Below are 13,125 nucleotides of genomic sequence, written 5' to 3'. Positions count from 1 at the left end.
CTCTTCCAGTCCGGGGGCGCACCATGCGCCCCGCCCCGCCGCGGCCGGACCGGATTTCCCGGCGGCCGCGGCAGGCGGACCGGTCAAGAAGCCTTCGCCGGGCCCGACTTCACGATGTCCAGGACCAGCACGAACGTGGCGTTCGCGGGGATGTTCTTGTCCGCCTGCGCCGCCGCGCCGAAGGCCTTGTCCGGCGGCAGGACCAGCATCACGCGGCTGCCGACCTTCTTGCCGGTCAGGCCGTCGATCAGCGACTTCAGGATCGGCGGGGCGCCGGAGGTGCCGGCCTCGGTCAGCGGCAGCTCCTGCGGACCGGTCGTCGCCCACGACGAGCCGTACGCCTGCGGCTGGCCCCAGATCCACTGCACGATCTGGGCCTCGACGGTGTCGCCCGCGGCCACCGGCGCGCCGGTGCCCTCGATCAGGTTCTGGTTGGCGATCGCGGTCGGCGCGGCCTTGCCGGCCGGGAACGTCATGCCGGTGACCTTGACGCCCTCGGTGGTGACGGTCGGCAGGTCCGGGTTCGGCGGCACCGGGGTGCCGGTCGCGTACCCGGGGCGCGTGCCGACGATGTCGACCACGAAGACCAGGGTCTCGTTCGACTTGATGTCGTCGCCCTTGCCGGTCGCGCCGTAGCCCAGCTCCGAGGGGATGGTGAGCAGCAGGCGGCTGCCGACCTTCTTGCCGGTCAGGGCCTGCGTCCAGCCCTTGATGACGGCCTCGAGGTAGAACTCGGCGGGCTCGCCGCGCTCGAAGGAGCTGTCGAAGACCTTGCGGCTGCTCCAGGAGACGCCCTCGTAGTTGGCGTTGACCATGTCCTGTCCGCCGACCACCGCCCCGGTGCCCTCGGTCAGCACCTGGACCTGCAGGCCCGCCGGCGGGTTGCCGTCCGGAATCTTGATGTCCGGGGCCTGCCCGAAGGCGGGATTCGCGGTCGCAGCGCCGGTCGTGCTGACCCCGGCCTTGCGGGCCTCCTTGGTCGACGACGGGCTGGAAGTGGCGTTGTTCTTGCCGGCCTTGTCGTCGTCGCCGCACGCCGCGGCACCGAGCATCAAGGCAGGGACAAGAAGCAGCGCGGCAAAACGGCGCACGGTGATCCTCTACAAGAGCCGACAGGACGCGGACACTCTACGGCCAACCCAAGTCGGAATCGTGTGAAGACCAAACCCGTTGCCGAACCGTACCCGTGCGTAACATCACGGCCCCGCGCCCCGCGCCGGACGGAACGGGGCCGCCGCACGGGCACCCCTGCCCCTGCGACGGCCCCGGCAGGCGGCCCGCGGATTCCGTACCGCTTCCGCACTGCTTGCCTGCTGCTTCCGCACTACTGCCGCACTGCTGCCGCACTCTGCGGCGTGCTACATGCTGGCGATCAGCTTCTCCACGCGGTCGTCGACCGCCCGGAACGGGTCCTTGCACAGCACGGTGCGCTGCGCCTGGTCGTTGAGCTTCAGGTGCACCCAGTCGACCGTGAAGTCGCGGCGCTGCTCCTGCGCCTTCTTGATGAACTCGCCGCGCAGCCGCGCCCGGGTGGTCTGCGGCGGCACCGACTTCGCCTCGAAGATCTTGACGTCCTGCCCGATCCGCTCGATCTGGCCGCGCCGCTCCATCAGGTAGTACAGCCCCCGGCGGCGGTGGATGTCGTGGTACGCCAGGTCGATCTGCGCCACCCGCGGCGACGCCATCGGCAGGCTGTGCTTGGCCCGGTACCGCTCGATCAGCTGGTACTTGATGACCCAGTCGATCTCCCGGCCGACCAGGTCGAGGTTCCCGGTCTGCACCGCGGTCAGGGTGCGCTCCCACAGGTCGAGGACCTGCTGCACGGTGCCGGTGCGGATGCCCCGGCGGTCGGCGAAGTCCATGGCCTTGGTCAGGTACTCCAGCTGGATCTCCAGCGCGGACGCCTCGCGCCCGTTCGCCAGCCGCACCTTGCGCTGGCCGGTCATGTCGTGGCTGACCTCGCGGATCGCCCGGATCGGGTTCTCCAGGGTCAGGTCCCGCATGACCATGCCGGCCTCGATCATGCGCAGCACCAGGTCGGTCGCGCCGACCTTGAGCATCGTGGTCGGTTCGGCCATGTTCGAGTCGCCCACGATCACGTGCAGGCGCCGGTACCGCTCGGCGTCCGCATGCGGTTCGTCGCGGGTGTTGATTATCGGACGCGACCGGGTGGTCGCCGAACTGACGCCCTCCCAGATGTGCTCGGCCCGCTGGCTCACGCAGTACACCGCACCGCGCGGGGTCTGGAGCACCTTGCCCGCGCCGCACAGCATCTGACGGGTCACCAGGAACGGGATGAGGATGTCCGCCAGCCGGGAGAACTCGCCGTGCCGGGCCACCAGGTAGTTCTCGTGGCAGCCGTACGAGTTCCCCGCGGAGTCGGTGTTGTTCTTGAACAGGTACACGTCGCCGGCGATGCCCTCTTCGTGCAGCCGCCGTTCGGCGTCCACCAGAAGGCCTTCGAGGATGCGCTCGCCCGCTTTGTCGTGCACGACCAGTTCGGGTACGGAGTCGCACTCCGGCGTGGCGTATTCGGGGTGGCTGCCCACATCCAGGTACAGCCTGGCCCCGTTGCGTAGGAAGACGTTGCTGCTCCGGCCCCACGAGACGACTCGGCGAAACAGGTACCGCGCCACCTCGTCCGGGGACAGCCTGCGCTGTCCGCGGAACGTGCAGGTGACGCCGTACTCGTTTTCGAGCCCGAAGATTCGGCGGTCCATGAACCAACATTACGCCGCTGATGTGCTGTTACGGCACCAACTCGCGGGGGGTGATTCCCTCGATGTCGATCACGCCGCCGGACAACCGCTTCCGGCCGGCTGCCAACACCGCCAAACCCAGCGCCACACCGACCGGCGCCACCGCGAACGCGGCCCTGACACCGCCGACTTCACCGGCGAATCCGGCGACCGCCGTACCGATCGCGGCACCGGTGCCCATCGCCGCGACGACCCACGCGAACGCCTCGGTCACCGTGCCCTTCGGGGCCAGTTCGTCGACCAGCGTGAACGTGCAGGCGATGACCGGTGCCAGGAACACCCCGGACACCGCGCCCAGCACCATCATCGGCCAGGGGCCGGGCACGGCGATGAGCGGCAGGTAACCCACCGTCAGACACGCCATCAGCCACGGGAGTCGCTGATGAGCGGGGCGTGCCCACCGGCGTGCGCCGTGCACGACACCGCCCACGAAGGCACCGGTCGACATCGCGGCCATGATGCCGCCGGACCAGGCGTCCTGCCCGATGTCCTCGGCGTACGCGACGGCCGCCACACTGAACACGCCGAGCGCGGTGCCGGCCAGGACGAGCGAGGCCAGCAGGACCCGCAGTCCGGCGGACCGCAGCGGCCCGGCCCAATGCTGCACATGCGCGACCGGACGCCACTGCCGCGACGGCGCACAGGTCGCCACCACCAACGTCCCGACCACCCCGAGAAGGCCGGTCACCAGCACCGCGGCCGACTCCGACACGGTCTCGGCGACCACCACGACGATCAGCGGACCGGCGGTGAAGAGGATCTCCTGCGCCGCGGCGTCCAGGCCGTACGCGGCGTGCACCTGGTCGGGCCGCAGCACCGCGGGCCAGAGCGCCCGCAGCCCCGACTCCAGCGGCGGCGTGGCGAACCCGGCGACCAGCACCGCGACGAACGCGAGCCACAGCGGATCGGTGCCGACGAGCGCGAACACCGCGTACCCCAGCGCCGACACGAGGGCGCCGCCTATCAGCACCCGGGTCTGGCCGCGGCGGTCCATCCAGCGCCCGAGCGCGGGCTGCCCGATCGCGGTGGCCAGGCCGGAAAGCGCGGACAGCGTGCCCGCGACCCCGTAGCCGGCCCCGTCCGCGCGGGCCAGCAGCAGGATCGCCAGGATGCCCATGCCGTTGGGCAGCCGACCCAGCAGCGTGCCGCCGAGCAGGCGCCCGGCGTGGCGGGCCCGGAAGAGGTCCACGTAGATGCGCATCGGTCTGCCTGCCGCCATTTCCTTGCCGTCATACGTATGACTTCCTGGTCGACAGTCTGACCAGACACCGCGGAAAGAGCAAGCCCGCGCGCACCCGGCCGCCGGGTCCTCCCCCTCCCCTGCGGCGGGACGTCCTAAGGTGGCGGCAGGCATCAGACGCCCGTACGTACGAAGGGAACACCGTCACCGTGCCCCCGACCGGCTCGCCCGCGGAGCCCCCGGCCGGCCCCGCGGACCACCGCCCCGGCAAGACCCCCGAGACCCGCCCGACCAGCAAGGACGTCGCCAGACTGGCCGGCGTCTCGCAGTCCACGGTCTCGCTCGTGCACGCCGGAAAATGGCCCGGCCGCGTCTCCGAGCGGACCGTGCGCGCCGTCAACGAGGCCAGCGCGGCGCTCGGCTACCGGCCCAACCAGGCCGCCCGCCACCTGCGCCTCGGCACCACGCGCACCGTGCTGCTCGTCGTCCCCGCGCTGACGAACCCCTTCTTCGGGGCCGTGCACACCGGCGCGTCCGAGGCGGCCGCGCGGCGCGACTTCTCCGTCGTCATCTACCCGTCCCGCATCGAGGCGGGCACCGAACGCGCGCCCTTCGCAAGCCCCTTCGCCGCCGCGCACACCGCACTGGACGGCGTCCTCGCCTCGTCCACCGCGGTCGAGACGCTGTCCGAACTCCTCGGCAGCACCGGCCCAGGGCCCGGACTCCCGCTGGTCATGCTGGACAGCGAACCCGGCGTCGGCCCGGCGACGGTCAACGTCGACGTCGCGGCCGGCATGCGCGACCTCGTGGGCCACCTGCTCGACCTCGGCCACCGCGACTTCGGGCGCCTCACCCCGCACATCGACGGCTGGACGTTCACCGCCCGCGAGAACGCCTTCCGCACCGCCCTCGCCGGCGTGCCCGGCACCCGCAGCACCCGGGCCCGCACGCACTTCACCGTGCACGACGCCGCCGAGGCCGCCCTCACCCTGCTCGACCGCCCCGACCGGCCCACCGCACTTGTCTGCGACGACGACGTCCTGGCCGCCGGCGCCTACAAAGCCGCCCGGCAGCGCGGCCTGCGCATCCCCGAGGACCTCTCGGTCACCGGCTTCGACGACCTCATCATCGCGACCGTCATGGACCCTGAACTCACCACCGTCCGCCTCCCCGCGCACCGGCTCGGCGCGGACGGCATGAGCGCCCTCCTCGACCTCCTCGACGGACGCCGCCCGCAAGACCAGTCCCTGCCCGCCGAGTTGACCGTCCGCGGCTCCACCGCTCCGCCGCCCGCGCGCACCTGACCCGCTGCGGTGAATGCGGACGGGCGCGCCCCCTCGAAAGGGGCGCGCCCGTGGCGTCCGGCCTGTACTGCTGCTGACTTGCCGCTACTCCTCCGGCGAGCCCTCGGCCTTGGGCGTCGAGCCGTTCTCCGCCGCACCGTTCGCCTCGCCGGCACCGTCCGCAGCGGCTCCGTCGGCCGCGGTGTCCGCCGGCTCCTCCGCAGCCGGCGCCGCTTCGCCGAGCAGCCGGGCGAGCTGCGCACCCACGATCCGCTTGAACTTGCGCTGCTGGCTCCGGGTCCGGTCCAGCACCGCGACCTCGAGCTGCGCCGCGGTGATCGTGCGCTTCTCGCCGCTGCCGTCCCGGCCCAGCACGTCGACCGCCACCCGCAGCGCCTCGTCCAGCGGCAGCCCCTCGCGGTGCGTGCGCTTGAGCTGCTCGGTGATCTGGTCGGCGTTGCCGCCCATCGCGACGTAGTGGTGCTCGTCGGCGATCGAACCGTCGTACGTCAGGCGGTAGATCTGGTCGTCCGCGGTGGTGCTGCCCACCTCGGCGACGATCAGCTCGACCTCGTACGGCTTCTCCCCGCCGCTGGAGAAGATCGTGCCGAGCGTCTGCGCGTACACGTTCGCCAGACCGCGCGCCGTCACGTCGTGCCGGGCGTACGAGTAGCCCCGGATGTCGGCGTAACGCACGCCGCCGATACGGAGGTTCTCGAACTCGTTGTACTTGCCGACCGCCGCGAAGGCGATCCGGTCGTAGATCTCGCTCATCTTGTGCAGCGCCCGCGAGGGGTTTTCGGCCACGAACAAGATGCCGTCCGCATACGTCAGCACCACCACGCTGCGGCCCCGGGCGATGCCCTTGCGGGCGTAGTCGGCCCGGTCCGCCATGGCCTGCTGCGGCGACACATAGAAAGGCGTAGTCACCGTGGAGTCCTTTGCCGGTAGAGGTTCAAGAAGGCCGTAGACAGGTTCAGTTCACAGGGGCGTTGGGGCCGTTCGGACGGATCAGGCGCTCGCCGAGGATGGTCTGCACCACGCCGCCGACCCGCTCGTCGCTCCAGCGGTCGAGGCCGTCCTCGGTCACCACGGTCACGATCGGGTAGATCTTGCGGGACACGTCCGGGCCGCCGGTCGCCGAGTCGTCGTCGGCCGCGTCGTACAGCGCCTGCACGCACACGGTGACCGCGTCCTCGGCACTCAGGTCGTCGCGGTACAGCTTCTTGAGCGAGCCGCGCGCGAACAGCGAGCCGGAGCCCACCGACGTGAAGCCCTGCTCCACCGACCGGCCGCCGGTGACGTCGTAGTTGTAGATCCGCCCGATCCCGAGGCCCACGTCGAAGCCCGCGTACAGCGGCACCACCGCGAGCCCCTGCATGGCCATTCCGAGGTTGCCGCGGATCATCTGCGACAGGCGGTTGGCCTTGCCCTCGAGGGACATGGTGGCGCCCTCGATCTTCTCGTAGTGCTCCAGCTCCACCTGGAACAGCCGGACCATCTCCACCGCGAGGCCGGCGGTGCCCGCGATGCCCACGCAGCTGTACTCGTCGGCCGGGAACACCTTCTCGATGTCCCGCTGCGCGATGAGGTTGCCCATGGTGGCGCGGCGGTCGCCCGCCATCACGACACCGCCGGGGAAGGTCACGGCCACGATCGTGGTCCCGTGCGGCGCCTCGACGGTCACCGGGGTGGCCGGCAGCGTGCGGCGGGACGGCAGCAACTCGGGCTGGTAGGCGTCCAGGAACTCGGTGAACGAGGAAGACCCGGGGGTCAGGAAGGCAGCCGGTAGACGCCCGGTGCCACGCGTGTTGGCTTCCACACGATCCCTTCCAAGTAGGCGGCGGCCCGGCGCAGGGCGTCGGGACGATCCTTGAAGTGCCCTAGTGCGGCATTGCAGTTGAAGCAGATGAAGCAGAGTACGGCTGGGACTTTACCCGCTGCGTGATCGCAGTCGACGTGTTCCGCCCGCGCCGCGAGGCATGTTGCGCGGCAATGTGCCCACGCCTCTGCCGGCGCCGGGTACGCAGCCCCGGCGAGGCCGTACTTCCGCTCCCACTGCGCTGCGCACTCGACTTCTTCGCCCCGTGCCCGGGGCATGCGCGATCCAGGTGCGTCGAATTCGAACCGGGGTATTCATCACCCCGGTTTCCGGACCGGCCGCAGCGCGGCCCGCCGGGTGTTTTCGGCAGCAGCACCGCGGCCCGCCGACCAATTCCCCGAAAGCTCGGGAAATACTCGCCAAACGCCGTTCGCCGGGCGGGAATTTCCCGCTCGACAGCGAATCGGGCATTTGGGTCACTGGCCGCCCTTCTGGACGAATCCGCGGACAAAGTCCTCAGCGTTCTCCTCGAGTACCTCGTCGATTTCGTCGAGCACCGCGTCGACGTCGTCCGTCAGCTTTTCGTGGCGTTCCTGCAGGTCGGAAGCCTCGGTGGCCTCGGCGGAATTCTCTTCGACCTCTTCCGAGCGCTTATTCGCCCGGGCCTGTCCACCGGTGTCCTTTGCAGCCATGGGACTCACCCCGCCTTTTCGTCTCGATCCCGTGCAGGACAATGCCGTCCCGCTCGACGATCCGATCGAACGGCCCTGCCGGGCCAGGTGATCAGACACTACAAGCGTAGGCCGACAGTTGTTCCGGCTCACGGGAATTCTTTTTGTCACACTGGGCTCGGACGGCCGGCTTGCCGTGAGGACCACGGGACCACCGAGCGCATCGCGGGCGACACGGTCGGTGGTCCGGGACCTCCACCCGCTTCTTCCCCCACACGGGTCAGGTTCACCCATCCGCGGGCCGGTTCACCTGCCCGCGAACACGTGTTTCACCCCGACGGATGATCATGGGCCGCCGCGGCGCCTGGAGGGCCCGTACGGGGCCTGGGCGGGGTCAGCCGCCGGTCAGGGCGGCGACCAGCTCCTCGGCGGTCCGGCAGCGGTCCAGGAGGTCCTTGACGTGCGCTTTCGTGCCGCGCAGGGGTTCCATGGTGGGGACCCGCTGGAGCGAGTCGTGGCCGGGCACGTCGAAGATCACCGAATCCCAGGAGGCGGCCGCGACCTCGTCCGCGTACTGCTCCAGGCAGCGGCCGCGGAAGTAGGCGCGGGTGTCCTCGGGGGGCAGGTGCGCGGCGCGCTGGACCTCGGGCTCCGCGGCGATCCGCTCGAACCGGTTTTCGAGGCGGTTGTAGAGGCCCTTGTCGGGGCGTACGTCGGCGTACTGCAGGTCGACGAGGTGCAGGCGCGGGGCGTCCCAATCGAGGCCGTCGCGCTGCCGGTAGCCCTCGAGGATCTGGAGTTTGGCGACCCAGTCCAGTTCGCGGGAGAGCGACATGGGGTCGGTCTCCAGGCGGGTGAGGACGGATTCCCAGCGGTCCAGGACGTCGGCGGTGATGTCGTCGACGTCGGTGCCGAAGCGGTCCTCGACGTATTTGCGGGCGAGTTCCAGGTATTCCATCTGGAGTTGGACCGCGGTGAGCTTGCGGCCGCCGCGCAGCGTGACGAGCTGCTTGAGGGTCGGGTCGTGCGACACCTGGTGCAGGGTGCGGACCGGCTGGTCGACCGAGAGGTCGTGGGTGATGAAGCGGTCCTCGATCATCGACAGGACCAGCGCGGTGGTGCCGAGCTTGAGGTACGTGGAGATCTCGGAGAGGTTCGCGTCGCCGATGATGACGTGCAGGCGGCGGTACTTCTCGGCGTCGGCGTGCGGTTCGTCGCGGGTGTTGATGATCGGTCGTTTGAGGGTCGTCTCCAGGCCGACCTCGACCTCGAAGTAGTCGGCGCGCTGGCTGATCTGGAAGCCGTGCGCGGAGCCGTCCTGGCCGATGCCGACGCGGCCTGCGCCGCAGACGACCTGGCGGGAGACGAAGAACGGGGTCAGGTGCCGGACGATGTCGGCGAAGGGCGTGGCGCGCTGCATGAGGTAGTTCTCATGGCAGCCGTAGCTCGCGCCCTTGTTGTCGGTGTTGTTCTTGTAGAGCAGGATCTGCTGCCCGCCCGGTACTTCGCCGGCCCGCCGGGAGGCCTCGGCCATGATGCGCTCGCCGGCCTTGTCCCAGACGACGGCGTCGCGGGGGTTGGTGGTCTCGGGGGCGGAGTACTCGGGGTGCGCGTGGTCGACGTAGAGCCGTGCGCCGTTGGTGAGGATGACGTTGGCGAGGCCGACGTCTTCGTCGGTGAGCTGGCTGGCATCGGCGAGTTCGCGGGCGAGGTCGAAGCCGCGGGCATCACGCAGCGGGTTCTCTTCTTCGAAGTCCCAGCGGGCGCGGCGGGCGCGCTGCATGGCGGCCGCATACGCGTTCACGACCTGAGACGACGTCAGCATCGCATTGGCGCCGGGGTGCCCCGGCACGGAGATCCCGTATTCGGTCTCGATGCCCATCACGCGCTGGACGGTCATGCGACCCCCTCATCACTTACCCGGCCGTCTGCGCCTCGGCGGTGGGCCGCCGAGGTGTCGCTGGCCGACGGGTAGCCGGCCGGGTACACCCTGGTCATATGTCGAGCCTATTGCGCTTGTCAGGCGGTGTGGATACGGCCGGCCCGGATTGTTGCCGGCGGTGTTCCCGCCGGGCCGTCCGGTCCCGGACACGCCGCCGCGGCCCACAGCAGTGTGTGGGCCGCGGCGGCTGGTGTCACAGGTACTGTCCGGTGTTGGCGACGGTGTCGATGGAGCGTCCCGTGTCGGCACCCTGCTTGCCGGTGACGAGCGTGCGGATGTACACGATCCGCTCGCCCTTCTTGCCGGAGATCCGCGCCCAGTCGTCGGGGTTGGTGGTGTTGGGCAGGTCCTCGTTCTCCTTGAACTCGTCGACGCAGGCGGCGAGGAGGTGGGAGACGCGGATGCCCTTGTGGCCCAGTTCGAGGAAGTCCTTGATGGCCATCTTCTTGGCCCGGCCGACGATGTTCTCGATCATGGCGCCGGAGTTGAAGTCCTTGAAGTACAAGGTCTCCTTGTCCCCGTTGGCGTACGTCACCTCGAGGAAGCGGTTCTCTTCGCTCTCGGAGTACATGCGCTCGACGGCGCGCTGGATCATGTTGACGACGGTGGTGGCCTTGTCGTCGCCGTGCTCCTTCAGGTCCTCCTCGTGGAGCGGGAGGTTGGCCGTCAGGTACTTGGCGAAGATGTCCTTGGCCGCTTCCGCGTCCGGGCGCTCGATCTTGATCTTCACGTCGAGTCGTCCGGGCCGCAGGATGGCCGGGTCGATCATGTCCTCGCGGTTGGAGGCGCCGATCACGATGACGTTCTCCAGGCCCTCGACGCCGTCGATCTCGGAGAGCAGCTGCGGGACGATGGTGTTCTCCACGTCCGAGCTGACACCCGAGCCGCGGGTGCGGAAGAGCGAGTCCATCTCGTCGAAGAAGACGATGACGGGGGTTCCCTCGCTGGCCTTCTCGCGGGCCCGCTGGAAGACCAGGCGGATGTGCCGCTCGGTCTCGCCGACGTACTTGTTGAGGAGTTCGGGTCCCTTGATGTTGAGGAAGTAGCTCTTGCCGGTCTCGCCGCCCTTGGCCTCGGCGACCTTCTTGGCCAGCGAGTTGGCGACGGCCTTGGCGATGAGCGTCTTTCCGCATCCGGGGGGCCCGTAGAGCAGGATGCCCTTAGGTGGCCGGAGTTCGTGCTCCTTGAACAGGTCCGGGTGGAGGTACGGCAGTTCGACCGCGTCGCGGATCAGCTCGATCTGGTTTCGCAGACCGCCGATCTTCGTGTAGTCGATGTCCGGCACCTCTTCGAGGACAAGTTCCTCGACCTCGCTCTTGGGGACGCGTTCGTACACGTACCCGGAGCGGGGTTCGAGCAACAGGGAGTCCCCGGCCCGAAGGGGGCCGTCGAGCAGCGGTTCGGCGAGGCGCACCACGCGCTCCTCGTCGGTGTGCCCGATCACCAGGGCCCGTTCGCCGTCTTCGAGGAGTTCCTTGAGCATCACGACATCGCCGATCCGCTCGAACTCCATGGCGTCGACCACGTTGAGGGCCTCGTTGAGCATGACCTCCTGGCCACGCTGCAGATCCTCTAGGTCGAGGTTGGGGCTGACGTTCACGCGGAGCTTGCGGCCTCCGGTGAAGATGTCGGCCGTGCCGTCATCGTTTGCGTTCAGGAATACGCCGAATCCGGAAGGTGGCTGCGCTAGGCGATCCACCTCCTCCTTGAGGGCCACGATCTGATCGCGGGCCTCTCGGAGCGTCGCAACAAGCCGCTCGTTCTGTGTGGTCAGACCGGCGAGGCTGGTCTGGAGCTCGACAATGCGCTCCTCCAGCATCCTCGTCTGACGCGGCGAGTCGGCGAGCTTGCGACGCAGGACGGCGACTTCCTGCTCAAGAAAGGACACCTGGCTCATGAGGTCGTCCGTACCCCGAGCCGGCCTCCCGCCACGGTTCATGTCGTCGTCGTGGGCTGCCACGGTCCTCACCTCCTCCTGGGAGCTGCGACGTCTCCGACCCTACCTGCGGCAGGAGGGGTTGAAACCCCTTGATCAAAAGACGGTCCGGGCGTGTCCGATCTTCACCCTTGCGATTGCCCCCACTGTCGTGTGGTGCAGATACCCACCGGACAACATCAAGAAGCGGGCGGCGGTAGGGTCTCTTGGTCGGTTCTGAGTACGCAACAGCGAAGTGCGAGGCCTGATGTCCACCGAGAATGAACCTCTTGAGGTGTGGATCGACCAGGATCTTTGCACCGGTGACGGGATCTGTGTGCAGTTCGCCCGGGAGGTGTTCGAGCTCGACATCGACGGCCTTGCGTACGTGAAGGGCGACGACGACGAGCTGCGCACCGAGGTGGGTGCGGCGGTGCCGGTGCCTGCCCCGCTGCTGGTCGAAGTGATCGACGCCACACGCAAATGCCCAGGTGAGTGCATTCATGTGCGGCGTGTCGGGGACGGCGTCGAGGTGTACGGACCCGACGCCGCCTGAGGCCGGCGCGGGGAGTTCGCGCCGGGCGCTCACGGAGTGAGGTCGCGGGTCTCCTCGATGTCCGGGCAGCAGCGCGGGATGTCCTCGGTGGAATAGCCGAGCACGGTCGCGGTGACGCGGCCGTTCTTGATGTCGAGGGATTTCACGAGTTTGTCGTCCTCGGTGTCGAGGAGTGTCCGGTCGCGCGCGGCGGTTCCGTCGGGCGCGACGGTGTAGGCGTAGACGGCGTCGGGTGCGGCGCCGGCGCCCGCGGCGCAGCGGACCTGGACGATGTGGGTGGCGCTGCCGGGGGCGAGCGGCCGCGCGTCGCGGATCTCGAAGGGCGCGCCGGAGCAGTCCATGGGGTAGGCCACGGCGGTCCAGTCGACGGGCGCGGGGCGCTCGTTGCCGCGGCCGGTCTGGGGCTGCGGGGTGCGCGGGTCTTCGGCGGGGGTCGCGGGCTTGGGCTCGCCGGCCTTGGCCTCGCCGACGGGTTCGGTGGTCTCCTCGGGCGCGGGCGGCCGGGTGCGGTCGGCGGGCCGGATGACCGGGTCTTCGCGATGGCCGTCGGCGGGGGCGGTGATGCCGGGTTGCCCGCCCTCGAAGCTTGCCGCTGCCCAGATGGCGACGCCGCTGATGGCGGTGAAGGCCAGGATGACGATGGCGAACGCGAGGACGACGGAGTTCTTCACGTCGGGGCGCTGCTCGCGCGGGGCCGCTTTGGCCATGGGTATGAGCTCGGTGCCGCCTGGGGGTCCCGCCGGTCCGGAGGGGGCGGCTTCACCGGCCGCGCGCGGTGCGGGAAGAGGTGCGCCCGTGTGTTCGTGCCCCGGCACGATTTGTTCGTCCGCCACGGTCGGCCACGTTAGTGGGCCGGTCGCGCGCAGTGAAGAGAAGCGGCGTGGCCGGTAAGGCGGGCAGTGGCCGGAAAGTGCGGCGGGGGCGGGCGCGTCCGGTCGGACGGGCCCGCCCCCGGCGGGGGTTCGGGTGGGGCTGCGGTGCCCCGGGAAGGGCCGTG

12 protein-coding genes are annotated in these 13,125 nt (G+C 69.7%); 2 read left to right on the top strand and 10 right to left on the bottom strand.

The genetic code is table 11. From position 1 onward, the window contains the following. Nucleotides 1-83: 83 nt before the first annotated feature. The 3 genes from LZ495_RS09425 to LZ495_RS09415 form a co-directional block, all read right to left on the bottom strand. Nucleotides 84-1,091 (bottom strand): FKBP-type peptidyl-prolyl cis-trans isomerase, encoded by a 1,008-nt coding sequence (locus tag LZ495_RS09425; protein WP_235051582.1) that lies wholly within the window; start codon nt 1,089-1,091, stop codon nt 84-86. 267 nt (nt 1,092-1,358) lie between these two features. Continuing rightward, on the bottom strand, nt 1,359-2,720 hold the full coding sequence (gene pafA / locus LZ495_RS09420) for a Pup--protein ligase (protein WP_235051581.1): 1,362 nt from the start codon (nt 2,718-2,720) through the stop codon (nt 1,359-1,361). A gap of 28 nt (nt 2,721-2,748) precedes the next feature. Further along, nucleotides 2,749-3,978 carry an MFS transporter gene (locus tag LZ495_RS09415; RefSeq protein ID WP_235051580.1) on the bottom strand — a complete coding sequence of 410 codons (1,230 nt, stop codon included), beginning with the start codon at nt 3,976-3,978 and terminating at the stop codon, nt 2,749-2,751. A gap of 272 nt (nt 3,979-4,250) precedes the next feature. On the opposite strand from LZ495_RS09415, the gene LZ495_RS09410 reads away from it, so the two are divergent. Continuing rightward, the gene (locus LZ495_RS09410) at nt 4,251-5,243 is read left to right on the top strand and encodes a LacI family DNA-binding transcriptional regulator (protein ID WP_235051938.1); all 993 of its coding nucleotides are present in this window, start codon (nt 4,251-4,253) and stop codon (nt 5,241-5,243) included. A gap of 84 nt (nt 5,244-5,327) precedes the next feature. Here the strand turns inward: LZ495_RS09410 and prcA are convergent, their stop codons facing one another. The 6 genes from prcA to arc form a co-directional block, all read right to left on the bottom strand. After that, the gene (gene prcA / locus LZ495_RS09405) at nt 5,328-6,152 is read right to left on the bottom strand and encodes a proteasome subunit alpha (protein WP_235051579.1); all 825 of its coding nucleotides are present in this window, start codon (nt 6,150-6,152) and stop codon (nt 5,328-5,330) included. Nucleotides 6,153-6,198: 46 nt separating this feature from the next. After that, complete coding sequence (gene prcB / locus LZ495_RS09400) at nt 6,199-7,044, bottom strand: proteasome subunit beta (protein WP_235051578.1); 846 nt, start codon at nt 7,042-7,044, stop codon at nt 6,199-6,201. Further along, entirely contained in the window at nt 6,996-7,322 is a 327-nt protein-coding gene (locus LZ495_RS43930) for an endonuclease domain-containing protein (RefSeq protein ID WP_268822567.1), read from the bottom strand. The genes prcB and LZ495_RS43930 overlap by 49 nt, the downstream gene beginning before the upstream one ends. Before the next feature lie 198 nt (nt 7,323-7,520). Further along, complete coding sequence (locus LZ495_RS09390) at nt 7,521-7,736, bottom strand: ubiquitin-like protein Pup (RefSeq protein WP_235051577.1); 216 nt, start codon at nt 7,734-7,736, stop codon at nt 7,521-7,523. Between the two features lie 373 nt (nt 7,737-8,109). Next, nucleotides 8,110-9,615 (bottom strand): depupylase/deamidase Dop, encoded by a 1,506-nt coding sequence (gene dop / locus LZ495_RS09385; protein ID WP_235051576.1) that lies wholly within the window; start codon nt 9,613-9,615, stop codon nt 8,110-8,112. A gap of 235 nt (nt 9,616-9,850) precedes the next feature. Then, nucleotides 9,851-11,617 carry a proteasome ATPase gene (arc, locus tag LZ495_RS09380; protein WP_235051575.1) on the bottom strand — a complete coding sequence of 589 codons (1,767 nt, stop codon included), beginning with the start codon at nt 11,615-11,617 and terminating at the stop codon, nt 9,851-9,853. Between the two features lie 223 nt (nt 11,618-11,840). Here arc and LZ495_RS09375 point away from each other — a divergent pair, with 223 nt between their 5' ends. Continuing rightward, complete coding sequence (locus LZ495_RS09375; RefSeq protein ID WP_235051574.1) at nt 11,841-12,128, top strand: ferredoxin; 288 nt, start codon at nt 11,841-11,843, stop codon at nt 12,126-12,128. A 29-nt stretch (nt 12,129-12,157) separates the two neighbouring features. Here the strand turns inward: LZ495_RS09375 and LZ495_RS09370 are convergent, their stop codons facing one another. Continuing rightward, complete coding sequence (locus tag LZ495_RS09370; RefSeq protein WP_235051573.1) at nt 12,158-12,835, bottom strand: hypothetical protein; 678 nt, start codon at nt 12,833-12,835, stop codon at nt 12,158-12,160. Nucleotides 12,836-13,125 lie beyond the last annotated feature (290 nt).

This window comes from Yinghuangia soli, assembly GCF_021502675.1.
Lineage (GTDB): Bacteria > Actinomycetota > Actinomycetes > Streptomycetales > Streptomycetaceae > Yinghuangia > Yinghuangia soli.
The sequence above is the reverse complement of the archived record's forward strand: the minus strand, read 5'-3'. Positions and strand labels throughout refer to the sequence as shown.

Bases quoted from the DNA above. Each gene is read 5' to 3' on its own strand.
- pafA (WP_235051581.1), bottom strand. From the start codon at position 2,720: ATGGACCGCCGAATCTTCGGGCTCGAAAACGAGTACGGCGTCACCTGC.
- LZ495_RS09415 (WP_235051580.1), bottom strand. From the start codon at position 3,978: ATGGCGGCAGGCAGACCGATGCGCATCTACGTGGACCTCTTCCGGGCC.
- LZ495_RS43930 (WP_268822567.1), bottom strand. From the start codon at position 7,322: ATGCCCCGGGCACGGGGCGAAGAAGTCGAGTGCGCAGCGCAGTGGGAG.
- LZ495_RS09390 (WP_235051577.1), bottom strand. From the start codon at position 7,736: ATGGCTGCAAAGGACACCGGTGGACAGGCCCGGGCGAATAAGCGCTCG.
- dop (WP_235051576.1), bottom strand. From the start codon at position 9,615: ATGACCGTCCAGCGCGTGATGGGCATCGAGACCGAATACGGGATCTCC.
- LZ495_RS09375 (WP_235051574.1), top strand. From the start codon at position 11,841: ATGTCCACCGAGAATGAACCTCTTGAGGTGTGGATCGACCAGGATCTT.
- LZ495_RS09370 (WP_235051573.1), bottom strand. From the start codon at position 12,835: ATGGCCAAAGCGGCCCCGCGCGAGCAGCGCCCCGACGTGAAGAACTCC.